The 25,674-nt window shown below is 65.8% G+C and carries 16 protein-coding genes; 15 read left to right on the top strand and 1 reads right to left on the bottom strand.

Annotation, left to right across the window (positions count from 1 at the left end):
- Window positions 1-4: 4 nt before the first annotated feature.
- Genes ACP7C6_RS06660 through ACP7C6_RS06725 form a run of 14 tightly spaced genes read left to right on the top strand, consistent with a single transcriptional unit; the run spans window position 5 to window position 22,571 of the window.
- On the top strand, window positions 5-2,743 hold the full coding sequence (locus ACP7C6_RS06660; RefSeq protein WP_426108453.1) for a non-ribosomal peptide synthetase: 2,739 nt from the start codon (window positions 5-7) through the stop codon (window positions 2,741-2,743).
- 38 nt (window positions 2,744-2,781) lie between these two features.
- Window positions 2,782-8,238: an amino acid adenylation domain-containing protein gene (locus ACP7C6_RS06665; protein ID WP_426108454.1), complete on the top strand. Its 5,457-nt coding sequence runs from the start codon at window positions 2,782-2,784 to the stop codon at window positions 8,236-8,238.
- On the top strand, window positions 8,235-9,968 hold the full coding sequence (locus ACP7C6_RS06670; protein ID WP_426108455.1) for an ABC transporter ATP-binding protein: 1,734 nt from the start codon (window positions 8,235-8,237) through the stop codon (window positions 9,966-9,968). The genes ACP7C6_RS06665 and ACP7C6_RS06670 overlap by 4 nt, the downstream gene beginning before the upstream one ends.
- Window positions 9,965-11,710 carry an ABC transporter ATP-binding protein gene (locus ACP7C6_RS06675; protein WP_311892266.1) on the top strand — a complete coding sequence of 582 codons (1,746 nt, stop codon included), beginning with the start codon at window positions 9,965-9,967 and terminating at the stop codon, window positions 11,708-11,710. Before ACP7C6_RS06670 ends, ACP7C6_RS06675 begins: the two co-directional genes overlap by 4 nt.
- On the top strand, window positions 11,704-12,807 hold the full coding sequence (locus tag ACP7C6_RS06680; protein ID WP_153351213.1) for a saccharopine dehydrogenase NADP-binding domain-containing protein: 1,104 nt from the start codon (window positions 11,704-11,706) through the stop codon (window positions 12,805-12,807). Before ACP7C6_RS06675 ends, ACP7C6_RS06680 begins: the two co-directional genes overlap by 7 nt.
- The gene (locus ACP7C6_RS06685; RefSeq protein WP_426108456.1) at window positions 12,804-13,838 is read left to right on the top strand and encodes a class I SAM-dependent methyltransferase; all 1,035 of its coding nucleotides are present in this window, start codon (window positions 12,804-12,806) and stop codon (window positions 13,836-13,838) included. The genes ACP7C6_RS06680 and ACP7C6_RS06685 overlap by 4 nt, the downstream gene beginning before the upstream one ends.
- Window positions 13,835-15,505, top strand: a complete 1,671-nt coding sequence (locus ACP7C6_RS06690; RefSeq protein WP_426108457.1) for a methyltransferase — start codon at window positions 13,835-13,837, stop codon at window positions 15,503-15,505. Before ACP7C6_RS06685 ends, ACP7C6_RS06690 begins: the two co-directional genes overlap by 4 nt.
- On the top strand, window positions 15,502-16,680 hold the full coding sequence (locus tag ACP7C6_RS06695; RefSeq protein ID WP_426108458.1) for a cytochrome P450: 1,179 nt from the start codon (window positions 15,502-15,504) through the stop codon (window positions 16,678-16,680). The genes ACP7C6_RS06690 and ACP7C6_RS06695 overlap by 4 nt, the downstream gene beginning before the upstream one ends.
- Window positions 16,677-17,822: a Gfo/Idh/MocA family oxidoreductase gene (locus tag ACP7C6_RS06700; RefSeq protein ID WP_426108459.1), complete on the top strand. Its 1,146-nt coding sequence runs from the start codon at window positions 16,677-16,679 to the stop codon at window positions 17,820-17,822. Before ACP7C6_RS06695 ends, ACP7C6_RS06700 begins: the two co-directional genes overlap by 4 nt.
- Entirely contained in the window at window positions 17,819-18,538 is a 720-nt protein-coding gene (locus ACP7C6_RS06705) for a VOC family protein (RefSeq protein WP_028616073.1), read from the top strand. Before ACP7C6_RS06700 ends, ACP7C6_RS06705 begins: the two co-directional genes overlap by 4 nt.
- Window positions 18,531-20,129 carry a (2,3-dihydroxybenzoyl)adenylate synthase gene (locus ACP7C6_RS06710; RefSeq protein WP_426108460.1) on the top strand — a complete coding sequence of 533 codons (1,599 nt, stop codon included), beginning with the start codon at window positions 18,531-18,533 and terminating at the stop codon, window positions 20,127-20,129. The genes ACP7C6_RS06705 and ACP7C6_RS06710 overlap by 8 nt, the downstream gene beginning before the upstream one ends.
- On the top strand, window positions 20,126-20,884 hold the full coding sequence (locus ACP7C6_RS06715; protein WP_426108461.1) for a thioesterase II family protein: 759 nt from the start codon (window positions 20,126-20,128) through the stop codon (window positions 20,882-20,884). The genes ACP7C6_RS06710 and ACP7C6_RS06715 overlap by 4 nt, the downstream gene beginning before the upstream one ends.
- Complete coding sequence (locus ACP7C6_RS06720; protein WP_311892249.1) at window positions 20,881-21,189, top strand: isochorismate lyase; 309 nt, start codon at window positions 20,881-20,883, stop codon at window positions 21,187-21,189. Before ACP7C6_RS06715 ends, ACP7C6_RS06720 begins: the two co-directional genes overlap by 4 nt.
- Window positions 21,186-22,571, top strand: coding sequence for an isochorismate synthase (locus ACP7C6_RS06725; protein WP_426108462.1), 1,386 nt, complete (start codon window positions 21,186-21,188; stop codon window positions 22,569-22,571). The genes ACP7C6_RS06720 and ACP7C6_RS06725 overlap by 4 nt, the downstream gene beginning before the upstream one ends.
- Here ACP7C6_RS06725 and ACP7C6_RS06730 read toward each other — a convergent pair.
- Entirely contained in the window at window positions 22,552-22,998 is a 447-nt protein-coding gene (locus tag ACP7C6_RS06730; protein WP_028616069.1) for an anti-virulence regulator CigR family protein, read from the bottom strand. The genes ACP7C6_RS06725 and ACP7C6_RS06730 overlap by 20 nt on opposite strands.
- A gap of 241 nt (window positions 22,999-23,239) precedes the next feature.
- Here ACP7C6_RS06730 and ACP7C6_RS06735 point away from each other — a divergent pair, with 241 nt between their 5' ends.
- Complete coding sequence (locus ACP7C6_RS06735) at window positions 23,240-25,660, top strand: TonB-dependent receptor (RefSeq protein WP_122685177.1); 2,421 nt, start codon at window positions 23,240-23,242, stop codon at window positions 25,658-25,660.
- Window positions 25,661-25,674 lie beyond the last annotated feature (14 nt).

Raw genomic sequence — 25,674 nt, forward strand, 5'->3', positions numbered from 1 at the left:
CGATGTGCAAACGGTGCCCCACGGCCGGCACACACGCCTGGCGATCAGCCTGGACAATTTGATCCTCGACGCCCTGAGCATCCTGCGTTTCTACACCGAACTCGATGCGTTGTACCGCGAGCCCGACATAGCGCTGGCCCCGTTGGATCTGTCGTTTCGCGATTACCAACTGCAGTGCGCCGCAGCACCTGAAGAGCTGCACGCCGCGCAGCGCTTCTGGCAGGAACGCCTGCCCGAATTACCGCCGCATCCGCAGTTGCCGCTGGCCGCCGACCCCGCCAGCCTGGGCCGACCACGCTTTGAACGCCTGCAAGGGCAGATTGATGCCAGCGCCTGGCAAGCGATCCTGTCCAAGGCCCAGCAACAGGGGCTCACCGCCTCGGCGGTACTGCTCTGCGCTTTTGCCGAAACCCTCGGCCGCTGGAGTGCACGCCCGGACCTGAGCCTCAACCTCACACTGTTCGATCGCCGCCCCGTACACCCTCAGATCGACCAGGTAATGGGCGACTTCACATCGCTGACCCTGCTCGGGTATGTGCCCGTGGCGGGTGATCGCTGGGTTGACCGTGCACGGCGTACGCAACAATCCCTGGGCGAGGCGTTGGAGCATCGCTGCGTGGGTTCGGTCAGCCTGCTGCGCCAGCTGGCCCGGGGCAATGGCGAGCAACAGGTGAGCATGCCGGTGGTGTTCACCAGCGCCCTGGGCGTCCCGGATGGCACGGCGGCGCCGGTGGACGGCCCGTTTGCCCACCAAGTGTTCGGCCTGACACAAACCCCGCAAGTGTGGCTCGACCACCAGGTCGTCGAAGCCAACGGTGGCATTGCCCTTAACTGGGACCGTGTGGTCGGCCTGTTTCCCGAAGGCCTGGTTGAAGCGATGTTTGACGCTTACCTGCAGAGCCTCAACTGGTTGGCCGAGCACACCTGGGACAGCGCGCCACCCGACCTGCTGCCCCAGGTCCAAGCGCAACGGCGTGCCCAACTCAACGCCCCGGTCGACTGCGTGCCGGGCGACCCGACGCTGCACCAGGGTTTCTTTGAACAGGCGCGCCACGCTCCGCAGCGCCCCGCCTTGTTATGGGGTGAACACGGCACGCTGAAGTACGGCGAACTGGCCGACCGCGCGCTGCGTATCGCCCACAGTCTGATGGACGCAGGTGTCGCACCCGGCGACCTGGTGGCCGTGTCCCTGGCCAAAGGGCCGCAGCAGGTAGCCTGTGTGCTGGGCATTCTGGCGGCCGGCGCCGCCTATCTGCCGGTGGGTGTCGATCAGCCGTTGCAGCGTTGCCAGCGCATCCTGCAACAGGCCGGCGTGACCCTGATACTCGCCGAGCACGACCCGCAACTGCCCGGCGTCAAGCACGTCAAGCCCTCCACCGCGTTGAAGGCCGAACCGCTGGCGGCTCCACGGCCTCTCGCAGCGGGTGAACTGGCCTATGTAATCTACACCTCCGGCTCCACCGGCCAGCCCAAGGGCGTGGAAATCACCCACCGCGCGGCGATGAATACCGTGGCCGAAATCAACCGCTGTTATGGCGTCCAAGCCGCCGACCGGGGCCTGGCACTGTCGGCGCTGGACTTCGACTTGTCGGTGTATGACCTGTTCGGCCTGCTCTCGGTGGGCGCCGCGGTGGTGCTGATCGACGAAGACCAGCGCCGCGATGCCCGCGCCTGGCTCAAGGCATTGCAACAGCACCGCGTGACCCTGTGGAACAGCGTGCCGGCGCTGCTCGACATGCTGCTGGAAGCCAACGCTCAAGACCGCCAGCCCCTGGACCTGAGGGTCGCTCTGCTGTCCGGCGACTGGATAGGCCTTGATCTGCCGCAACGCCTGCGAGAGCAGGCCCACGGTTGCCGCTTTATCGCCCTCGGCGGTGCGACCGAAGCGGCGATCTGGTCGAACCACTTTGAAGTACGCCAGGCAATGCCGGGCTGGCGTTCGATCCCCTACGGCGTGCCGCTGGCCAACCAGGCCTACCGGGTAGTCGATGCCCTGGGCCGTGACTGCCCGGACTGGGTCACGGGGGAACTGTGGATCGGCGGTGCCGGCGTCGCGCGTGGTTATCGCCACGCGCCGCAGCTGAATGCCGAGCGTTTTGTCGATGGCTGGTACCGCACCGGTGACCTCGGCCGCTACCACCCCGATGGCCTGTTGGAGTTTCTCGGGCGCGCCGACAGCCAGGTGAAGGTCCGTGGCCATCGCATCGAACTGGGCGAAATCGAAGCCGCCCTGGCGCGTCACCCCTGTGTGAACAGCGCCGTGGCGCTGGTCGCCGACCACCGACTGATGGCCGCCGTTACGGCCAGCACCTGCGCCGAGGTGCTCGCACAGCATCTGGAGCAGTGCCTGCCGGCCTACATGCGCCCGGAACAGATCCTGGTGCTGGAACGCCTGCCGTTGAGCAGCAATGGCAAGGTCGACCGTCGTGCGCTGCTCGCCCCCTTGAGCGCCGCTGCCCAGCCACGGGACGCAATGGATGAGCAACCACTGAGCGCCGGCGAACAGGTGATCGCCGAGCTCTGGCAGCACTTGCTCAAGGTGCCGAGCGTCTCGCGCCACGACAACTTTTTCCGCCTGGGCGGCGACAGCCTGCTGGCCACGCGCTTTCTCGAAATGCTGCGCAGCCGTCTGGGCGTGGAACTGCCCATGGGCCAGTTATTCGGTGCCGCCAGTCTGCTGGAAGTGGCGCAGACCCTCGAACGCCTACCCACCCCGCACACCGTTGAAGAAGGCGTTATCTGATGCCCGCGCAACCACCCTTTTTTCCAGGAGCTGTCCCCATGCCCGCCGCCAAACTGCTAAGCGAACTCAAGTCCCTGGGCGTCGAACTCTGGCCCCAGGATGGCCAACTGAAATTCCGCGCGCCCCAGGGCCTGCTCGACACCGAACGCCTGGCGCAACTGCGCGAACACAAGCAACAGATCCTGCATCTGCTGGAGACACAGGAACGCCCGCTCGTGCAGGCCGATCCGGCGCAGCACCACACGCCCTTCCCCCTCACCGATGTGCAGAATGCCTACCTGCTGGGCCGCCAATCGTCCTTCGGCTACGGCAATGTCGCCTGCCATGGCTACCTGGAACTGAGCTGGCCAACCCTGGACCCGCAGCAGGTGGAACAGGCCTGGAACCGCCTGATCGCCCGCCACGACATGCTGCGAGCGGTGATCGCCAGCGAAGGTTCGCAGCGTGTGCTGCCCGACGTCGACCACTATCCTCTGGCCATCGCCGATCTGCGTGGCGCCACCCGCGAGCAGCACCAGCACGCGGTGCAACAGATTCGCCAGGCCATGGAGCAGAAGCTCTACCCCACCGAGGTCTGGCCGCTGTTCGAACTGCGTATGAGCCGCAGCGACAACGGCGACACACTGCACTTCTCCATGGACTCCCTGATTGCCGACTGGGCCAGCGCGCAGCTGCTGTTCAATGAGCTGGAGCTGTTGCTACAGGATCCACTGGCAACGTTGCCAGCCCTGGACATCACCTTCCGCGACTATCTACTGGCCGAGCGCGGTTTGCTCGAAGGCAGCCGCCACCAACGTGACCGTGACTACTGGCTGGCCCGCATCGACGCATTGCCCGCCGCCCCACAACTGCCGACGCCCCTGAGCGGCGAAGACACCCGCGTGCCCCGTTTCCAACGGCACTCGGCGCAGCTTGAGTCGCAGCCATGGGCCGCCCTGAAAAGCGCTGCCAGCGAACGCGGTCTTACCCCGTCCATCGTGGTGCTGGCGGCCTACGTCGCCACGTTGCAACGCTGGAGCCAGCAGCCTGCCTTCAGCCTCAACCTGACATTGCTCAACCGCCTGCCACTGCACCCGCAGGTGGATCGCCTGGTGGGCGACTTCACCTCGGTCAGCCTGTTGCAGGTCAACGATCCCGAAGGGCTGGACTTCACCGCCCAGGCACGCCAGTTGGGCAGCCAGTTGTTTGCCGACCTGGAGCACCGGCTATTTTCCGGCATCCAGGTCATGCGCGAAATCGGTCGCCGTCGTGGGCGTGAAGCGGCGGCCATGCCGGTGGTCTTCACCAGCGCCATCGGCCTGGGGATCGAGGCATCGCCGGCCAGTCAACGCCGGGTGGGCCACGGCATCACCCAGACGCCGCAAGTCAGCCTCGATTGCCAAGTGATGGATGACGCCAACGGTCTGCACATCCATTGGGACGTGCGCCAAGGCGTATTCCCCGACGGCCTGGTGGACGACATGCAACAGGCCTTTGTCGCCGAACTGCAGTTGCTCGCCCTCGATCCGGCCGCCTGGGAACATCCGGTGCAAGTGCCGCTGCCGGCCTGGCAACAGCGTGAACGCCTGGCGGCGAATGCCACCGCCGCCCCGTTGCCCACCGGTCGCCTGCATGACGGCCTGCTGGCCATGGCTTGGGAACATCCTCACGCCCTGGCGGTGATCGATGCCAGTGGCAGCCTGACCTACGCCGCCCTTGCCGAACGCGCACTGGCCGTGGCCGCCACCCTGCGTGAGGCCGGGTGCGACGCGCAGGAACCGGTGGCGATCCTGATGCCCAAAGGTCTCGACCAGGTGGTGGCGGCCTACGGCGTGTTGCTCGCCGGCGCGGCCTATCTGCCCCTGGACAGCAACGCCCCGGTCGCACGCCGCGACCGCGTACTGCTAAGCGCCAAGGTGCGGCATGTGCTGGGGCATTCCCTGGCGCAGCCGAACACGCCGTTGCCCGAGACACTGCAATGGCACGCCGTAGACCGGTTGCCCTCCGCGGGCGCGGATTTCGAGCTGATCGAGGGCGGCCCCGATGACCTCGCCTACGTGATCTACACCTCCGGTTCCACCGGCGAACCCAAGGGCGTGATGATCAGCCATCGCGCCGCGCTCAATACCGTGCAAGACATCAACCGACGCTTCGACGTCAACGCCGATGACCGCGTACTGGGCCTGGCGCAGTTGAGTTTCGACCTGTCGGTGTATGACCTGTTCGGGCCCCTCGCCATGGGCGCAACCCTGGTGCTGCCCGACCCGGCACGTGGCGCCGACCCGTCGCACTGGGCCGAACTGGTGCAGCGTCATCAGGTCACGCTGTGGAACTCAGTGCCGGCACAACTGCACATGCTCGCCGACTACCTGCACGCCGAACCCCGCCCACTGGACAGTCTGCGCCTGGCCTTGCTGTCCGGTGACTGGATCCCGCTGAACCTGCCACCGCAACTCCTGGCGTTGCTGCCCCACCTGAAACTGGTGGGCCTGGGCGGCGCCACCGAAGCCTCGATCTGGTCGAACCTGCACCCCATCGGCGCCATCGACCCGGCGTGGCGCAGCATTCCCTACGGCCTGCCGCTGGCCAACCAGGGCTTTCGGGTACTCGACAGCCACTGGCGCGATGCGCCGACCTGGGTGCCGGGCGACCTGTATATCACCGGTGTCGGCCTGGCCCAGGGCTACCTGGGCGATCCGACATTGAGCGACGCACGTTTCTTTGCTCACCCGCTCGACGGTCAGCGCCTGTACCGCACCGGTGACCGTGGCCGCTATTTGCCGGGGGGTGAGCTGGAATTCCTGGGCCGTGAAGACGGCCAGGTGAAAATCCGCGGCCATCGGGTGGAACTCGGTGAGGTCGAGGCCGCACTGCTCGCCACCCCTGGCGTGGACAGTGCGGTGAGCCTGGTCAGTGGCGACCTCTTGGCGTTCGTCACCGCCGCACGCGCCGAACCCGAGCCGCTGCCAGGCGCGCCGTTGCTCACGGCGGTCAAACGTTATGCCGACAGCCAGGTGGGCAGTTTCGATGCGCAACAGGTGCGCGAGTACCAGGCTGACCTGAGTGCCGCCGCATTGAGTTCGATGCTGGAGGTGTTGCTCAAGGCCGGACTGTTCAGCGGCGAACGGGCCGAACCGGACGCCGCCACAATCCTGCACGCCTTGCAGGCCGAGCCGCGCCACCATTGGCTGGTTCGCCGCTGGTTGGGCGCGCTGTGCGAGGCTGGTCTGCTGCACTACACCCACTCGCACTACCGCCTCGCGCAACCCGCGCCCAACCCGGCGCTGGCGTGGGGCCGGGTGGAACAAGCGGTCGCCTCGGGGCTGTGCAGCCAGGCGCTGCTCGACTACCAGCTCAACCATGTGTGGCAATTGCCGCAGTTGCTCAAGGGCGAGGTCAACCCGTTCGACTTGCTGTTCCCCCAAGGCCAACTGGACTTGGCCTTGCAGCTGTACGGCGGGGATGCCGTGTCGCGCTACAACAACCACAGCATCGCGGCGCTGATCAACCGCCTGGCCACCCACCATCAAGGCGACGGCCCGCTGCGCATCCTCGAAATCGGCGCGGGTACTGGCGCTACCAGCGCGCCGGTCATCGGCCTGCTCGATGGGCTGGAAGTCGACTACCTGTTTACCGACATGACCGCGTTTTTCCTGCCGGCGGCCAAGCAACGCTTTGCTGAACAGGCCTGGGTGCGCTATGGCGTGTTGGACATCGACCAGGACATCCGCCCCCAGGGTTTGGCCAGCAACAGCGTGGATATCGTGCTGTGTGCAGGCATGCTCAACAGCGTCAAGGACATCGACAATGCCCTCGGCCAGATCACCGAGTTGCTCAGCCCTGGCGGCTGGCTGGTGTTCAGCGAACCGACCGGCGAATGGCCGCCGATCCTGCTGACACAGGGCTTCATGATGACGCCGGCCAATGGCGACCACGACCAGGGCCGCAGTGGCCTGCGTGACGCCGATATCTGGCGGGCGCGGGTCAAGGCCTTCGGTGGCGAATGCCTGCCTGCCCTGCCCCAGGCCGATCATCCGCTGGCCGCCCTCGGCATGCAGGTATTCGCTGCGCGCTTCAAGGCCGGCGTGCAGCGCCTGAGTGTCGACAGCCTGCGCCGCGCCCTGGCCCAGCGCCTGCCGGACTACATGCTGCCAGCGCACCTGCAGGTACTCGACCGCTTGCCGCTGACCGCCAATGGCAAGGTCGACCGCAAGACCTTGGCCGGCTGGCGCCCTGCCGCCGATGCCCAGGCCTCCAGCAGCCAGGAAGCGCCGAGCGATCCGCTCAGCGCCGAGTTGTGCCGCCTGTGGGCCGACGCCCTGGGGCTGGCGCAGATCGGCGTCGAGGACAGCTTCTATGAAAAAGGCGCCGACTCGCTGATCCTCGCCCGCGTCGCTGGCCAACTGCGTGAGCAACTGCCCCAGGCCCAACGCCTGAGCTACGACACCTTGCTGCGCCAGATGCTCAACGAGCCGAATGTCGCCGCCCTCGCGCGCTTGCTCAATCAGGGCGAAGCCACGCCGGGCGCGATTGCCGCCAGCGGTGAAGCGCAACGCTCGTCAAGCAGCAACGCGCTGGTGGTGCCATTTGGCGGGGGTGACGTCGGCCCGGTCCGGGTGATGTTCCACGCCGCTCTCGGCACCCTGGATTACTTCCAGCACCTGGGCCGCGCCCTTGCCGACCAGCAGGCCGGTCCGGTGATTGGCTTCGCCGTGGCTGACACCGAACAGTACCTGGCGCTGGAGCCCAAACGCCTGATCGAGCGCGTGGCCGAGGACTACGCCGAGCGCTTGATTGCCGACGGTCATCAACGTTTTCAGCTGATCGGCTACTGCCTCGGCGGGCTGCTGGCCACTGAGGTTGCCCGGCGCTTGCTCGAACGCGGCATGGAGGTGGTCGACATGAGCCTGATCGACAGCATCCCGATGTTCATCGACACCGACGAAGAGCTGGCCTACGAGGCGATCTTCGTGCCCAACCTGAACCTGGACCCAGTGAAAACCGTGTTCGGCGCGCACATCGAAGACTACGACGTGTACCGCGCCATCGACTTGTTGATGGCGCGCGACAACCGCCGCGTGCCGGCCGGGGCCATGGCGGCGTTGAGCGGCGATCCGGGGCTGGACGCGCTGGCGCTGGCGGTCCAACAGCAATCGGCGCGCAGCCAGGAGGAGCGCCTGGCCGAATACGCACGCCTGGCCTCGGGCCAGGCCGGGGTGCCGATCGGCCCCGAACTGGTACCGACGCTGTTTCGTGTGTGCCGCCACAGCATGCGGGCGGCGCGGTTCGACCCGCCGCCGTTCCTCGGCAACATGACCTACCTGCGCTGCCTGGAGCAGCAATCGTTCGGCATTACCGGCGGCGTCGGGCATTTGGCCGCGCCGTTCTGGGAAGACGCGTGCCTGGGCCGCTTCGAGCTGATCGACGTGCCTGGCAACCACTTCAGCGTGATCGAACCGCCCCACGTCCACACCGTTACTGCGCACCTGCTTGAGGCCCTTCGGAAAAACTCATGACCACTGCCTTGGATACTCTGAAACGCCCGGTCAATCGCCTCATCCGTCTTGGTGTGGCGTTCGCCGCCCTCGGCGCATTGGTCAACCTGGTGCCCTTTATCGGCCTCACCGAACTGGGCCGCTTGCTGTTGGCCGGCAGCGCCGACAGCAAGACCCTGTGGCTGTGGGCCGCGCTGGTGGTGATCGCCCTGAGTGTGGGGTGGATGGCCAGTGGCGTGGCGCTGTGGTTGACCCATGTGGCTGACCACCGGCTGCAATCGCGCTTGCGCGAAGCCATGGTGCGCAAGCTCGGGCGCGTGCCGTTGGGCTGGTACACCGACACCACCTCCGGCGCCGTGCGCAAGGTGGTGCAGGACGACCTCGAAGACCTGCACCACTTGGTCGCCCACCACGCGGTGGAACTCACCGCAGCCATCGTCACGCCGCTGGCGGGCCTGCTGTGGCTGGCGACGCTGAACTGGCGGCTGGCACTGCTGGCGGTGCTGACACTGCCCATCTACGCGGTGGCCTACACCCTGATGATGCGCGGTTTTGGCGCCAAGATGCAGTTGCTGGACAAGAGCATGACCCGGGTCAGCGCGGCCATTGTCGAATTCGTGCACGGCATTGCGGTGGTCAAGGCGTTCGGCCAGATCGGCCAGGCGCACCGTAGCTATCAGCAGGCGGTCAACCAGTTCAGCGAGCAGTACGCCGGCTGGGTCAAGCCGCTGCTGCGCCTGGAAGCCTTTTCCTCGATGGCCTTGAGTGTGCCGGTGATCCTGCTGGTGAGCCTGGGGGTGGGTAGCCTGTTGCTGGCGCACGGTTGGATCACACCGCTGGAACTGTTTGCCGAAACCCTGGTGGCGGTGGTCATCCCGCAGTCGTTGCTGGTGATCAACCAGAGCCTCACGGCCCAGCGTACGGCCCTGGCGGCAGCGGATCGCATCGAAGCGCTGCTGGACGTTGAGGAATTGCCTACGCCCAAGGCCTGCGTCCAACCCCAGGGCAGCGACATCCGCTTTGAACAGGTGCAGTTCGGCTACGACGCCGAGCACCTGATCCTCAAGGGCGTCGACCTGCACTGCCCGGCCGGCAGCGTGACCGCATTGGTCGGCGCGTCCGGCGCCGGCAAGTCGACACTGGCCAAGCTGGTGCCACGTTTTCATGACGTCAACGCCGGCCGTATCTGTGTGGGCGGCGCCGATGTGCGCGAGATCGATCCGCGCCAGTTGTATCAACACGTGGGCTTCGTGTTGCAGGACGCCCAACTGGTGCACGGCACCGTCGCCGACAACCTGCGCCTGGGCCGCCCGGATGCCAGCGATGCAGAGGTCGAGGCGGCAGCGCGCTCGGCGCAGATCCATGCGCGTATCCAGGCCTTGCCCCGGGGTTATCAATCGGTGATCGGCGACGATGCGATCTTCTCCGGTGGCGAGGCGCAGCGCGTGTCCATCGCCCGCACGCTGCTGGCCGACACGCCAGTGCTGATCCTCGATGAAGCCACCTCCCACGCCGATCCCGAGTCCGAAGCATTGATCCAGGATGCGCTGTCTGCCTTGGCACGTGGCCGCACGGTGCTGGTGATTGCCCATCGCCTCGCGAGCATCAGCGGGGTCGATCAGATCGTCGTCCTCGATCAGGGCCGCGTGCTGGAAAGCGGCCGCCATGAACACCTGCTGAACGCCAATGGCGCCTATGCCCGACTATGGCGAGCCGGCACCGAAACCCCTGCCGTGGAGATGTCCCTGTGATTCGCAGCCTTGTGACCTTACTGGGCCCGGCCCATGCCCCGCGCCTCTACCGTTACCTAGCGTGGCTGGTGACCAGCGCCGTGCTGCAAGGCCTCGCCGTGGCGCTGCTGGTGCCGATCCTGCACGCGTTGTTCGCTGGCGACCTGCCCACGGCCACCGCCTGGCTGGCGGGCCTGGCGGCCATGGTGGTGCTGACCTGCATCGCCCACTACCAGCAGGCCATGAAGGGCTTCGCCCTGGCCTTGCTGGTGCTGACGACCTTGCATGATCGCCTCGGCCAGCATCTGGTCAGCCTGCCGTTGGGCTGGTTCAACTCGGAAAAGGTCGGGCGTCTGTCACGCAGCGCTACCAGCGGTACGTTGATGGTCACCGGTTTGTTTGCCCATTACCTGGGGCCGGTGGTGTCGGGGGTGGTGGTGCCGGCCACCGTGGCGCTGACGCTGTTCGTGTTCGACTGGCGCCTGGGCCTGACGGCTGTGTTGTGTGCGCCGCTGATCTACTTCACCCATCACTGGTCGGCCGCCGCCATCGGCAGCAACGATGCGCGAGTGGAAGCCGCCGCGACACTGGCTGGCAACCGGGTGGTGGAGTTCGCCCGCTATCAGCAAGTGCTGCGCGCATTTGGCCGCACCCAGGACGGCTACGCGCCGTTACAGGCGGCCAATCAGGCGCAAAAGCTGGCGGGTGGTTCGATGCTGTCGCAGACCTTTCCCAAGCTGCTCGCCGGTGGTTTGACCGTGCAGCTGGCCTTTGCGCTTCTGGTCGGCGTGGGCATTGCACTGGCGGCTCATGGTGAAATCGATGCGATCCAGTTGGTGGCCCTGCTCGCCCTGGCAGCACGATTCGTGGGGCCATTGGCCGAAGCCGCAGCACGCAGCGGCCTGTTGCGCATGGCCGGCAACGACCTGGATCAATTGGCGAGTATCCTACGTGAGCCGCCGTTGCCCGAACCCGCCGTCAGCCTGCCCCTGTCAGCGCCCGGCAGCCTGGCCTTCGAACATGTGAGCTTCGCCTACCCGAGTGGCCCGACGGTGTTGCGCGACCTGACCTTCAGCGCACCGGCGCATTCGATGACCGCGATTGTCGGCGCGTCGGGCTCGGGCAAGACCACCGTCACCCGCCTGTTGATGCGTTTTTTCGATACCACGGCGGGTAGCGTCAAGGTCGGCGGCGTGGACGTGCGCGAGCTGTCCAACGCGGCGCTGATGGCGCAACTGTCGCTGGTGATGCAGGACGTGTACCTGTTCGACGACAGCCTGGAAGCGAATATCCGCGTCGGTAGCCCGGACGCCAGTGCCCGCGACGTCGCCGAAGCGGCACGACTGGCCGGTGTCGATGAAATCGTCGCCCGCCTGCCGCAAGGCTGGAACACACCGGTGGGCGAAGGTGGCGCATCGTTGTCCGGCGGTGAGCGCCAACGCGTGTCCCTGGCGCGCGCCTTGCTCAAGCGTGCGCCCATCGTGCTGCTGGACGAAGCCACCGCCGCGCTCGACCCACACAACGAAGCCTTTGTACAGGCCGCGATTCAACGCCTGATGCAACACTCGACCGTGCTGGTGATCGCCCATCGTTTGCCGACCATCATGGCCGCCGACCAGATCCTGGTCCTGGACGAAGGTCGCCTGGTGGAGTCAGGCACCCACGCGCACCTGCTCAGCCTCAACGGTCGTTACGCCGGGTTCTGGCATGACCGTCAGCGCGCCGGTGGCTGGCGCCTGAATGCGCAGGCCAAGCCATGCTGATCGGGGTGCTGGGCGCCAGTGGCGACGTCGGCGTGGCCAGCGCACAGGCCTTGTTAAGCCTGGGCCTGCAGGACCTGCGCCTGGGCGGGCGTGACGCGCACAACGGCGCGCGCTGCCTGGCGCTGCTCCAGCAACAATGGCCCGAAGCACGCCTGCAATGGACGGCCGTGGATTTCAACGACACGCCAGCCCTGGCCAGGTTTGCCCGTGGCTGCGACGTCTTGCTCAACTGCGCCGGCCCCGCCTGGCGCGTGGCGGACCGTGTCGCGCAGGCCGCCTTGAACGCCGATGCGCATTACGTCGACGCTGCGGGCGATATCCAGCTCGACCCGGCTTTATGGCGCGGGCGCAGCGCGGTGCTTGGTGCGGGTCTGCAACCGGGCCTCACCGGCTTGCTGCCACGCTGGCTGGCGCTGCAGGGGTTTACACGGGTGCTGGGGCTGAACAGCTATTTCGGTCTGCGTGACCACTTCACTGCAGTCGCCGCCGACGACTTCCTGCAAGGGGCGGTAGACGGCACCAGCGAGCCCTTGGCGGCCTGGCACAACGGCCGTTGCAGCCGCGCACTGCGACGCAGGCGCGATGTGCTGCTGCCGTGTTTCCCCGGGCCGGTGCATGTGCTGCCCTACCTGAACCGGGAAGGCGAACGCTTGGCCAGGGACCTGCGCCTGGAAACAGGCCAGTGGTTCAACGTGATGACCGACGGCCATGTACTCAAGGTCCTCGACCAGGCGCACAGCCTGTCGCGTGCCGAAGCGGTGCAACGCTTATGTACGGCCAGCCAGCTGGACCTCAGTGGCCAGCCTTCCTTTGTCACGTTGTTGCTGCAACTCGATGGCCTCTGCGACGACCAGGCGTACACCCGCAGCTTGGTCGTCAGCGGCGCGGGCAATGCGCCTCTGACCGGCGCCATGGCGGCAGTCACGGTGGTGAGTGTGCTCGAAGGCGAAATCCGCCCAGGCTGCCATGACGCCGCGTACGCGTTGCCGCCCGCCGCCAGCCTTGAGCGCCTGCAACGTACTCAGGCGATCCGCGCACTGACCCTGCTGGACCACCCACTCGCACACCTGCAACACGCCGAAGAAGGTTGCCTATGAACACCGCCCTTAACGCACTGGAACAACTGAGCCTGGGTGTCATGGCCGACGTGCTCTTGCGTACCCAGGCCTTGCCGATGCAGGTCTGGCGAACCGCCGCACAGCTTAACCAAGCGCTCGGCACCGCACCGCGCCACGCCTGGATCGTGCGGCGCTGGCTCGCGGCGTTGTCGCGTACCGAAGCCGTGCAGGTAGACGGCGAGCGGTTGGCCTGGAATGGCACGCCGCCTCAAGCCGCCATCGGCGATTTGCCAGGGTTGTATGCCGAGCTGGGTTTCCCGTCGAGCATGGCGCAACTCCATGCCCAGGTCATCGAGTGCCTGCCCGAGTTGCTGCGCGACCGCATCGCCCTGGCGCCGTTGCTGCTGCTCGCCGGGGACCCGGTGGCGGTACTCGGTGCGTACCAGCACAACCACTTCACCGCCGCGATCAACCAGGCACTCGCGGCCCGTGCGCGGGAAGCCAGCGCCGCCGACGACGTGTTGCAGGTGCTGGAGCTCGGCGGCGGGGCCGGCTGTACAACGCGTGCCGTGCTGGCAGCCCTGGAGAACCGTGAAAAAGCTTATCGCTTCACTGATATCAGCTCACTGTTCACCGGCGTGGCTCAGCGCGCATTCCGCCTGGAGCCCGGTATGCAATTGGGCCTGCTCGACCTGGACCGCGACTTCAGCGAGCAAGGCATCGCGCCCCGTAGCCAGGACCTGGTGATCGCCGGCAACGTGCTGCACAACGCCTGCGACCTGCCGCGCAGCCTGGCGCGAATCCGCGCTTGCCTGCGCGACGGCGGCACCTTGCTGTTCAGCGAATCCATCGCCGACAACCCGGCGATGCTGACCTTCATGCACCTGTTGCTGTCTCCGCCGGCCGGCGCGCCGCTACGGGCCACCGATGAGGTGTTCATGCCACCCGAAGTCTGGCGCCAGGCCTTGCACGTCGCGGGCTTTGAGTTGCTCGACCTGTGGCCCGCGGCGATCGACCCGCTGGCCGCCGCCGGGCAACGTCTGTTCCATGCCACCGGAGTTTCCCGATGAACGTCGACACCCTGCTGATCGACCTGCCCACTGCGCCCTGGCAACTGCCTGCGTTTACCGACCTGGGCGTTCATCAATTGGCGCCGGCCCGGCTGTTGGCCTTGCTTGAGCGCCAACGCCCGGCTGTGGTGATGATGAGCGCCGAACAGCTGGAGCGCCTGCTGGATTTCCCCGCATTGGCGTTGAGTGATTTGAGCCACCTGCAACAGGTGCTGTTCGTCAGCCACCGCCCGGGTGACTGGCAGCTCGCAGAGCGTGCGGCGGCGCAACTCGATTGCCGCGTGCAAGGTTTCACGGAGCAATGGCACGACTTGGCCAGCGTCAAGCTGGCGCATCAACGCTGGCGTGAGCGCGCTTTGGGCCATCCGCAAGTCAGTGCCGTTGCCCTGCACGGCCAGACGCTGTTCGTGGTGCCGCGTCCCTGCCCGAGTAGGCCGGTGGACGATCACCTGGCCGCAACCGAGGCCGCCCTCGACCAAGCCTTTGAACCCGCGCAACTGGTGGAGGCGGTGCGACTTAATGATCGACTGGGTCACGCCGCGCTCCTCTCCATGCTCAATGGGCTTGAGCAGTGTGGGTTGCTGCCGGCACCGCTTAATGACGTGGCCCACAGCCTGGCACTGGCGGGCATTGCCCCTGGTCACCGGCCGTTGATTGCGCGCTGGCTGGATGTGCTGCAGTCCCAAGGCCTGTTGCAACGCGTCGCCGATCGGTTGCAGCCCACCCTCGACACGACTGCCTGGAGCGATATCGCCCTGGAAGCTATCTGGGCGCAGTTGAGCGTGGAGTGGGCGCGCAACACAGGCGGCAGCGGCACCCTCGACTATGCGCGGGAAAATGCGCGGCAGTTGCCGTTGTTGATGCGCGGTGAGTGTGCGGCGGTGCACCTGCTGTTTCCCGAAGGCCGCACCGAACGTGCGGCGGCGCTGTACCGCGAGAGCCTCGCAGCGCAATACCAGCACCGCGCCGTCGCGCACTGGATCGGCGCCTGGGCCGCACGCCAGCCGGCCTGTGTGCCGCTGCGCGTGCTGGAAGTCGGCGCGGGCACCGGGTCCACCACCCAAGCGGTGTTGCCCGCCTTGGCGAATGCCAGCGTGGACTATCTGTGCACTGACGTATCGCGCTACTTCAGCGAGCAAGCCGCCGAGCGGCTCAAGGACTGGCCATGGGTGCGTCACGGCGTGTTCGATATCGACCGCCCGGCCCTGGCCCAGGGTTACCCCAGCCAGAGCTGGGACCTGATCGTTGCCGGGGGCGTACTGAATGCAGCCCGCGACACCGAGCGGTCCCTGGCCACCCTGCTCGCCTTGCTCAAGCCGGGCGGCTGGCTGGTGTTCAGCGAACCGACCCAAGAGGAATTCTGGGTGATGGCCTCCCAGGCTTTCATGCTCAACCAGGCCAGCGACGAACGCCAGCTCAGCAGCGCCACCTTCCTCGACCTGTCGCAGTGGCAAAGCGCATTGGCGCGGGCCGGATTCCACGGCAACCGCAGCCTGCCCGCCGCCACACACCCGCTGGCGCGCCTGGGCCATCGCGTATTCGTGGCCCAGGTCCCTGCCCAACGCCTGAGCCGCGCCGCACTGGCGGCCCATCTGGAAGACCCCGAATTGCAGCTTGAGCTGCTCGACCATTTGCCCGACCTCAGCACCGCCAAGGACTTGCCATGACCCCGCTGGCCTACCCGTTCAACCGCTTCACCGACCTCAAGCTGGCGCAACCCTATCGCCATGCCCAACAGGCACCGGGGCTGTTGCGCATCCAGATGCCCATCGGCGCCCCCGCCTGGCTTGCCACTCGCTATGACGACGTACGCCTGGTGCTCGGCGACCGGCGCTTCAGCCGCAGCGAAGCGTTCCGCCGCGACGATAGCCCGCGTGCCTTCCCACGCATCGCCGGTGGCATCGTGATGATGGGTCCGCCGCAACTCACGCGAATCCGCTCGCGCGCCGCCCAGGCTTTCACCCGCCGCCGCGTCGAAGCCCTGCGTCCCCACGCCCGCGACTACGCCCATCAGTTGATCGACCGCATGCTCGCCGCCGGCCCGCCGGCCGATCTGGTCAACGACTATGCCTTGCCGTTGCCGCTGGCGCTGATCTGCGAGCTGCTGGGTGTGCCGGTGCAGGACCGTGACCGTTTCAAGGTGTGGAACGACTCCCTGCTGTCGACCCGCCCTGAAGACGCGGATCAGACCCAGCGTCACTTGGGCGAGCTGGCCGTATACATCAAAGGCCTGGTGGCCGAACGTCGACGCGCGCCACGGGATGACTTCATGACCGCCCTGACCCAGGCCGACGAAAAAGGCGAGTCCCTCAACGAGGAGCAATTGCTGCTGTTGTGCATTGCGATCCTGGTCGCCGGTTACGAAGGCAGTGCCTCGCAGATCCCCAACTTTATCCAGGTGCTGCTGGACAACCCCGCGCAGTGGCAACAGCTCAAGGCCGATCCCGAGCAGATACCGCAGGCGGTCGAAGAGCTGCTGCGCTACATCCCGCTGGCCTCGGCGGCGATGTTTGTGCACTACGCGCTGGAAGACATTCAGGTCGGTGAAACCCTGGTGCGCCAGGGCGACGCGGTGTTCGCCTCGATCGGCGCCGCCAACCATGACCCGGCCCGCTTTGAAAACCCACAGGCGCTGGACCTGCAACGGGATGCCAGCGGCCATTTCGGCTTCGGGCACGGCCTGCATCACTGCATCGGCTCAGCCCTGGCGCGGGTCGAATTGCAGGAGGCGCTGCACGCCCTGGTGGTGCGCCTGCCCAGCCTGCAGCGCTGTGGCGACGTGCAATGGAAAACCGCGACGTTCTTTCGCGGCGCCCACTGCCTGCCGGTGACCTGGTCATGAGCCGCCCGACTGCACGCAAACGCGTGATCGTCGCCGGCACTGCGTTTGGCCGTATCTACCTGCAAGCGCTGGCACGCGCCCAGGCCGACTATGAACTGGTGGGCATCCTGTCACGCGGCAATGCCTACTCGCGCGCCTGCGCCGCGCACTACGGCGTACCGTTGTACGAGGCGGTGGAGCAAGTACCGGATGACGTCGACATCGCCTGCGTGGTGGTGCGCTCCGGCGCCACAGGCGGTGCCGGCAGCGAGCTGGCCCAGCAACTGCTGCGACGCGGCATCCACGTGCTGCAGGAACACCCGGTGCACCACCGCGAAATCGCGGCGTGCATGCAGGCCGCTCGTCAAGGCCAGGCAGCCTACGCGGTGAACACGCTGTACCCGAATATCCTCGCGATCCGGCGTTTTCTCGCCGTGGCCGAGTACCTGCGCGAACAGCAGGGGCTGGCGTACATAGACGCGGCCTGCAACAGCCAGGTGGCCTACCCGCTGCTGGACATTCTCGGGCGCCTGGCCGGTGGCCTGCGGCCCTGGATGTTCGCAGCGCCTGCCGCCGGGGTCGGGGCGCAGCCTTTCACGCGGCTCAACGCGAGTTTCAACGGGGTGCCAATCAGCCTGCGCATCCAGAACCAGGTGCACCCCCGGGATCCGGACAACCATTCCTTCCTGTTGCATCGCCTCGAAGTGGGCTGCGAAGCCGGCGTGCTGAGCCTGGGCGACACCCATGGCCCGGTGCTGTGGAACCCGCGCCTGCATGCCCCACGGGACAACACCGACCGCCTGATCATGGCCGGCCCCGGCAGCGAACGCCTGGCCGGCCCGACAATGGTGGTGCTCGACCCGCAGATTCCAGCGAGCTACCACCAGGTGTTCAACCAGCTCTGGCCCGACGCGGTCAGCCTTGCGCTGGGTGAACTGTGTCGCGACATCGACGACCCCGCACGCCGCCTGCGCAGCGGCGTGTGGGCCACCGAGGTGTCCATGGCCTGGCGCGAAATGAACGGCCTGATCGGCATGCCCGAACTGATCGAGCCCAGGGTGCCGCGTGCGCTGTCACTGGCCGAACTCCATGCCCGTGCCGACGCCGTACAACCCCCTTGCGGTGACGACACCGCCCAACTGCTGGGAGCCCTGCCGTTTTGAACACTGCCCTATCCTCTTCCGCCTGCAGCCATGTGCTGCTGTGGGTGCGCGACTTGCATCAGGCCGTGGCGAATTTTCGCGCCGCCGGCTTTGAGGTCACTTACGCCACCGCTGAAGCCAGCGCACAACACGCGCACATCTGGTTCAGCCAGGGGCCGATCATCGAACTGCTGACCACGCCGCGCCATGCCTGGCTGTTCAAGTGGCCCATTGACTGCCTGGCCGGCCGGGGGGCCGGGCGGCGCATGTTGCGTTGGGCCGCACAGGGCGAAGGCTTCTGCGACCTGGCCCTGCTGTGCGAAGACCCGGTCCTGGCGCCACGCCTCAAGGGCCTGGCGGCTTGCGGCGTGAGCATGGGACGTACGGTGAATTGGCGGCGCACCTGCGTCGATGGCAGTCAGACGCGCTTTCGTTTCGTGTACCCGCGCCATGATCGCTTGCCGTTCCTGGTCACGCCCTACTCACCGTCCCAGCACCCGGCGCACAGGGTCCACCCCAATGGCGCTACCGGGTTGGCCGCGATTCACTTGGGCGTACACCCCGACGATCACGCCGCCCTTCACCTGCTGGCTGGCGATGATCCGCTGCTGCGCCTGCAACCGGCCACGCACACCGGCGTACAGGCGGTGCAAGTCACCGGCCTTGCGCACCCGCTGAATCTGCACGGTGCCCAGTTGCTGGGCTGCCCGACTGCCCAAGGAGATTGCCATGCTTGATGGATGCACTGACTGGCCCGACGACTTTATTCGCCGCTACCGCGAGCAAGGCTACTGGCGCGGCGTGCCCTTGGGCGAACTGCTGCGCGAGCAGGCCCGGCGCACGCCAGACAAGGAGGCGCTGGTAGACGGCTCGCGGCGCTGGAGCTACGCCGAGCTCGATCATGAGGCCGACCGCCTGGCCGCCGGCCTTGCCGAGCGCGGGCTGGTGGCTGGCCAGCGGGTGCTGGTGCAGTTGCCGAATATCGCCGAATTCTTCAGCCTGACCTTCGCCCTGCTGCGCCTGGGCGTGATCCCGGTGTTTGCGCTGCCGGCCCATCGCGAACATGAACTGGCGCACCTGGCACACCTCAGCCAGGCAGTGGCCTATGTGATTGTCGATCAGCATCTGGGCTTTGACTATCGCCCGTTGGCGCGCACGCTGCGCCAGCAAGTGCCGAGCCTGCAACAGGTGTGGGTGGTCGGTGCCGCCGAGGAATTCGTGCCGCTGGCGCAGTGCGTGGCCAGTCCGCGCGAACTGCCTGCGCCGGATTCGCGGGAGGTGGCGGTGCTGCTGTTGTCTGGCGGCACCACCGGCCTGCCCAAACTGATCCCGCGCACCCATGACGACTACGCGTGCAATGCGCGCCTGGCCGCCCAGGCGTGTGGGTTCGATGCCGATACCCGATACCTCGCCGCACTGCCGGTGGCGCACAACTTCCCCCTCGCCTCTCCCGGTGCTTTGGGCGTGTTCAGTGTCGGCGCTACCCTGGTGTTGGCGCCGGAACCGAGCCCGGACACCGCCTTTGAGCTGATCGAACGCGAACGCATCACCCACACGGCCCTGATCCCACCGCTGGTGATGCTGTGGCTGGAAGTCGCGCAATGGTCCGATGACGACCTGAGCAGCCTGCAATGGCTGCAGGTCGGCGGCGCCCGGCTCAAGGCCGAGATCGCCGCACGCATCCGCCCGGTCTTGGGCTGCGGCCTGCAACAGGTGTACGGCATGGCCGAGGGCTTGCTGTGCTTCACGCCACTGGATGATCCGCAGGCGCGGGTGTTCGACACCCAGGGGTTGCCGCTGACCGCCGACGACGAGATCCGCATCGTCGACGCCGACGACCAGCCGGTCGCCCCCGGCACCGTCGGTGAATTGCTGGTGCGCGGCCCTTACACCATTCGCGGCTATTACAACGCCGCCGAGCAGAACCAGCGCGCGTTTACCGCCGACGGTTTTTACCGCAGCGGCGACCTGGTGCGGCGCCTGCCCGAAGGGCATTTGATTGTCGAGGGTCGCAGCAAGGATGTGATCAATCGCGGGGGCGAGAAAATCCCCGTGGAAGAGATCGAGAACCTGCTGCTCGGCCATCCGTTGATTCGCGATGTAGCGCTGGTGGCGCTGGCCGACGATTTGCTCGGCGAACGTACCTGCGCCTGTGTGCTGGCCCACGGCGAGCGACCCGACCTGGCCTCGATCAACGCCTGGCTGCGCGAACGTGGGCTGGCCGCCTACAAGTTGCCAGATCGCTTGCAGGTGCTGCGCGAGTTCCCGTTGACGCGCCTCGGCAAGGTCAACCGCAAGGCCTTGGCAGAACAGGTGCTGGCGCTATGAGCGGCACTGCATCGCCATGGCTGCGTGTGCTGCGAGAAAGCCAACAGGCGCGGGCACGCCTAGTGTGCCTGGCCCATGCCGGGGGCAGCGCGAGTTTTTTCCGTCCGTGGCTGGCGCACCTACCGGGGGATATCGACCTGCTGGCCGTGCAATCTCCGGGACGCGAAGAGCGTTTCAACGAAACGCATATCCGCTGCCTGGATAGTCTCGCCGGGCACATTGGCGCAGCACTGCAAACGTTGCCCGCCCGGCCTTTGCTGCTGTTCGGTCACAGCATGGGCGCCGCCCTCGCCTACGCCGTGGCAGTGCGCCTGCAAGCGGCGGGCTCTGGCGCCGCCCATCTGTTCGTCTCGGGTCACGCGCCGCCACACCGGCAACCAGACAGTGACCTGCACCGCCAGGACGACGCCGCGCTGATCGCCGACATCCTGCGCCAGGACGCCGACGCCGCCGGCCTGTGGGCCAATCCCCAATTGCGTGCGTTGTTCCTGCCAACCCTGCGCAGCGACTACCAGGCCATCGAAACCTGGCGCCCCCAGCAGCTTACCCGCTTGTCGGCGCCACTCGACGTGCTGCTGGCCCGCGATGACGCAGAAGTGAGCCTTGAGCAGGCCCGTGCCTGGGCTGACCTCAGCGACCACACCCCGGATATCCGCCTGTTCGACGGCGACCACTTTTACCTCAAGCATCAGCCGCGACCGGTGATCCATCACCTGTTGCAACGCACTGCCTACCTACAGGGAGACTCGGTATGAAAACCCCGGAACACTGCACTGGCCTTTCGGACATTCGTGAAGCCATCGACAGCCTCGACCAGCAGATAATCGAGACCCTCGGCCTGCGCATGCAGTACGTCAAGGCCGCCTCCGCGTTCAAGCCCGACCAGGCCAGCATCGCCGCCCCGGAACGTGTCGCGGCGATGCTGCCGCAACGTCGGCAATGGGCGCAGGAGGCTGGATTGGACGGAGAGTTTATCGAGGGGTTGTTCAACCAGATCATCCACTGGTACATCGCCGAGCAGACCGCCTTCTGGTTGCACAAAAAGAGCAAGGTAGTATGAACCTGGACGCGTTGCTCAAGGTATTCCAGACCGCGCACCAGCGTGCGGTCGCGTATCAACGGCCAGTCATCGCCGTATCTTCACACCCCGCACCGACGCTGGAGGCCCTGGCCCTTTACGAAGCCCACCGGCAGGGTTTCTTCTGGCGCGCGCACTCGCCAGACCTGACACTATTCGGCCTGGGCTGCGCCTGGCAGATCGAGGCCAGCGGCCCCCAGCGCATGCTAGACGTCGACCGGCAGTGGTTCGCCCTGTGCGCCGACGCGGTGATCGACGGGCCCAAGGCACCCTTGCTGCTGGGCGGCATGCGCTTCGATGAACAACGGCCGTGCGCACCACATTGGGCCGCCTTCGCTGACGCCAGTTTTCATCTGGCCCATTGGCTGCTCAGCGAAGACACCGACGGCTGCTGGCTACGCTGCCAGCAACTGGTCCAACCCGACAGCGACCCGCAGGCATTGGCCCGCGACAGCATCGCGGCCTATGCGCAACTGCTCAACCCGCCCTCCGCGACGGCCACTGCGCCGGACGTCATCGAACGCAACGCGCTGCCCTCACACCAGTGGCAGAGGAAGGTTGAAACGGCGTTGCAGGCCATTTCAGGCGGCGACTTGAGCAAAGTAGTGTTGGCGCGGCATATCGAGTACCAGTTGGACGCGCCCCTCGACAGTGGTTCAGTGATGCAGCGCCTGCATGCACGACGCAACGCCTCCCACCTGTTCGCGCTGCACCGTGGCGAGCATTGCTTCATGGGCGCCACCCCCGAACGACTGCTCAGTTGTCAGGCGGGTCGCCTGACCACCCACGCCCTGGCAGGCAGCGCGCGGCGAGGCATTACGGCCGACGAGGATCACGTTATCGGTGAACGGCTATTGGCCGATCCCAAGGAGCAACATGAACACCGACTGGTGGTACAGACCATTACCCAAGCCCTGGACGGCAAGGTCAGCAACCTCCAGGCCGCGTCATCCCCCCACTTGCTCAAGCTGGCCAACGTGCAGCACCTGAGCACGCCGATCATGGCGCAACTCAACCCGGACAAGCGTTTGCTGGACGGTATCCACGCACTGCATCCAACGCCAGCGGTGGGTGGATTGCCAAGTACGACCGCCATGGATTTCATCCGCAGCAACGAAGGCTTCGACCGAGGCTGGTATGCGGCGCCGGTGGGTTGGTTGGACTCACAGGGCAATGGGGATTTCCTGGTCGCTCTGCGCTCGGCGCTGATCACTGCAAACCACTGTCATTTGTTCGCAGGGTGCGGGATTGTCGAGGGCTCCTCGCCTGCCAATGAATATGAGGAAACCCAAATCAAGCTTGCCAGCATGGAGCAGGCATTGTTGTCTGATCGCCACCCCGACGCTAATCGAAAGCACCATTGAGCACCTCATAAATGAGGCCGGAAGCAATGGCGACGAGGATCAAATCCGTACCCGCCTGCCGCCACTCATAGCCGTCGTAATGTGGCAACCTGCCCAGCAAGCGACCATCCAACTTCTTGGCAATGCCCGGAGGCATAGGTTTTCCTCGCGCCAGATTCTTCTGTATCCCAGGCGGCAGTGATGGGGCTGGGCTCCAATAGTCACGATAGCCTCCGACCACACCCAGGATGCTGCCCCGGTCGATGCTGGGGCCGCGCCGCCAATCATCTACGTCGGAGCCCTTGCCCTTATGACCTTGGCCCCCTTGTGCGTTGCCCTTTGCGTGGCCTTGACCCTTGCCGTTGCCAGGGTCGGCTACAGTCGCCACCGAGCCCATAAGCAAAACAGTGCCGGTCAATGCAACTGCCAGCATGCGAGATTTGAACATGGTCGTCTTCTCCAGATGGGAACTACCCTAGGAATGTAGACGATATTTACCTATGAACCCTGTGCCCGCCCTAAGACATAATAAAAACAGTTAATCATATGGTTAAATTAAATAATATTAACTGATAATTAGCTTATTCCAAAATAGCCTTTCACTCAGGTTTTTTATAGGATTATCTTCGCTCTACAGACCGACCCCATACCTGGCGGAGGACGTATTCCCTATCCCCCAGGTCGCCTACATGCCAGACATCGCACTCCCCACCTCCCTTAACAAATTTCACCTGTCACTCTTGGCCAGCTCCATGCTGATGGCAGCGGCGCCCGCCTTCGCTGAAGACGCCAAGCTCGACACCGTGACGGTGATCTCCACCGGCCTGCGCGGCCAGGAGCGCACGGTGGCCGACAGCCCAGCGCCCATCGATGTGATCAACAGCGACCAACTGCTCAAGACCGGTCGCGCCGAGCTGTCCGAGGCAATTGCCAAGCTGCTGCCATCGTTCAACTTCGGCACCAACATCGCCGGCTACAACTCAGTGACACGTCCCCTGAGCAACCGCAGCCTCGGCCCGGCCTACACGCTGGTGCTGGTCAACGGCAAGCGCCGCCACAACGGCGCGACGGGACAGCGCGGCTCGATCGACAACAGTGGCGCGAATGCGGTGGACATCGACCTGATCCCGGTCAGCGCGGTGGACCATATCGAAGTGCTCAAAGACAGCGCTGCCGCTCAATACGGCTCCGACGCGGTGGCGGGCGTGATCAACATCATCCTCAAGAACACCAAGAGCGGCGGCCACCTGGAGACCAGTTACGGCCAGCTGTATTCCGGCCAGGGCGAGACCATCAAGGTCGCGGGTGACCAAGGCTTCGAACTGGGCCAGGGCGGCTTTTTCCACTTCTCGGCGGATGCGCGCAAACGCGGCAGCGCTTCCTGGAACGACAAGGCGGACAGCAGCGTGCGGGCGTTCAGCGACCCGGCCAAGGAAGCCGCCTGGGATCGCGTCGCGATCAAGAACGGCGACCCGGATCTCAAGGCCTTCAACCTGGCCTATAACGCCGAACTGCCGCTGGAAGACCTGACGCTGTATTCGTTCTCCACCTACGGCGAACGCGATGCCGAGGCCGCCAACTACTTTCGCCTGCCCACCGGCACGGCCGCAGTGCCCGAGGTTTTTCCGGACGGTTACTTCCCGCTCAACAACATCAAGGACCGCGACTACCAACTGCTGTTCGGCGGCAAGGGGTTGGTGGCCGACTGGAACTGGGACCTCAGCACCACCTACGGACGCAACAACGTGCACCACTCCAGCGACCTCAACATCAACCCATCGCTGGGCACAGCGTCACCGACCAAGTTCGATAACCTGGCGACCTTCCGCTTCGAGCAATGGGTCAACAACCTGGACTTCACCCGCCGCTACGACAGCCTGTTCAACCTGACGCCGCCGGTGCAGGTCTCGGCGGGCCTGGAGCATCGTTGGGAGCATTTCAGTACGTTCGCCGGCGACCGCGAGGCCTATATCACCGGCACCTACCCCGCCGCTTCCGGCGCGCAGGCCGCCGTGACGATTCGCCCGGAAGACGAAGTGAGCCTGATCCGCAATAACTACGCAGGTTACCTGGACCTGGGTTTCGACCTGACCGACCGTTGGTTCCTCGACGTCGCCGGCCGTGTGGAACATTACGACGATGACTCGGGCAACACCTTCGGCCTGAAACTGAACTCACGCTATGAATTGACCGACACCGTGGCCGTGCGCGGCACCGTGGGCACCGGTTTCCGTGCACCGTCCCTGACCCAGATCGGCTACACCGTGGCCGATAACCGTGTGGCCATCGATGCGAACGGCAACGTGGTGCCAGCCGTAACCCGCCTGACCCCGTCCGGCAGCAACCTGGCCAAAGCCCTCGGTGGTGATGACCTCAAGCCGGAGAAGTCGCGCAACCTCGGGTTGGGCCTGACCTGGCAACCGGCGCCACGCACCAGCATCACCGCCGATGCCTACCTGATCGACATCGACGACCGCATCGCCCTGACCAGCAATATCTACGACCGTGGTAACGGCGCGATCAACGCCATCCTCGCCGCCCAAGGCGTGCCCACTGGCACCTGGGTCAACTACTACACCAACGCGTTCGACACCCACACCAAGGGCCTGGACGTGGTCGCCGACCACACCACGCCACTGGACGCCTGGGGCGATGTGCGCTGGAGCCTGGGATTCAACTGGAACAAGACCACCATCGAAGGCACACGTGACACGCCGGGTGCGCTGGCCGGTTCAGGCGTGACCCTGGTGGGCCGTGACCGTGAAGGCGATCTCACCGATGCATCACCCAAGACCAAGTGGATCCTGGGCGCCAACTGGAAGGTCGAGGACTTGGCGGTCAACCTGCAAACCGCCCGTTACGGCGCGGTCAAGACATTGGCGGTCAACCCGAGCGGCGACCGCAGCTTCGGCGCCAAGTGGATCACCGATCTGGACATCAGCTACACCTTCGTCGACAGCCTCACCGTCAGCATCGGCGGCACCAACATCTTCGACGTACGCCCCGACAAGCACGCGGTGTACAGCAACCTCGGCCTGGCCGCCTATGGCAACCCGCCGTTCTACCCCGGCGGCGGCTACTGGTACACCAAGCTCGCCTACGACTTCTGATCCAAACGCCACCT

Origin of the sequence: Pseudomonas sp. TWR1-1-4, assembly GCF_049897165.1 — a bacterium.
Taxonomy (GTDB): Bacteria; Pseudomonadota; Gammaproteobacteria; order Pseudomonadales; family Pseudomonadaceae; genus Aquipseudomonas; species Aquipseudomonas canadensis.

Bases quoted from the DNA above. Each gene is read 5' to 3' on its own strand.
- ACP7C6_RS06685 (WP_426108456.1), top strand. From the start codon at position 12,804: ATGAACACCGCCCTTAACGCACTGGAACAACTGAGCCTGGGTGTCATG.
- ACP7C6_RS06680 (WP_153351213.1), top strand. From the start codon at position 11,704: ATGCTGATCGGGGTGCTGGGCGCCAGTGGCGACGTCGGCGTGGCCAGC.
- ACP7C6_RS06725 (WP_426108462.1), top strand. From the start codon at position 21,186: ATGAACCTGGACGCGTTGCTCAAGGTATTCCAGACCGCGCACCAGCGT.
- ACP7C6_RS06710 (WP_426108460.1), top strand. From the start codon at position 18,531: ATGCTTGATGGATGCACTGACTGGCCCGACGACTTTATTCGCCGCTAC.
- ACP7C6_RS06735 (WP_122685177.1), top strand. From the start codon at position 23,240: ATGCCAGACATCGCACTCCCCACCTCCCTTAACAAATTTCACCTGTCA.
- ACP7C6_RS06665 (WP_426108454.1), top strand. From the start codon at position 2,782: ATGCCCGCCGCCAAACTGCTAAGCGAACTCAAGTCCCTGGGCGTCGAA.
- ACP7C6_RS06695 (WP_426108458.1), top strand. From the start codon at position 15,502: ATGACCCCGCTGGCCTACCCGTTCAACCGCTTCACCGACCTCAAGCTG.
- ACP7C6_RS06690 (WP_426108457.1), top strand. From the start codon at position 13,835: ATGAACGTCGACACCCTGCTGATCGACCTGCCCACTGCGCCCTGGCAA.
- ACP7C6_RS06730 (WP_028616069.1), bottom strand. From the start codon at position 22,998: ATGTTCAAATCTCGCATGCTGGCAGTTGCATTGACCGGCACTGTTTTG.
- ACP7C6_RS06720 (WP_311892249.1), top strand. From the start codon at position 20,881: ATGAAAACCCCGGAACACTGCACTGGCCTTTCGGACATTCGTGAAGCC.
- ACP7C6_RS06715 (WP_426108461.1), top strand. From the start codon at position 20,126: ATGAGCGGCACTGCATCGCCATGGCTGCGTGTGCTGCGAGAAAGCCAA.
- ACP7C6_RS06700 (WP_426108459.1), top strand. From the start codon at position 16,677: ATGAGCCGCCCGACTGCACGCAAACGCGTGATCGTCGCCGGCACTGCG.
- ACP7C6_RS06670 (WP_426108455.1), top strand. From the start codon at position 8,235: ATGACCACTGCCTTGGATACTCTGAAACGCCCGGTCAATCGCCTCATC.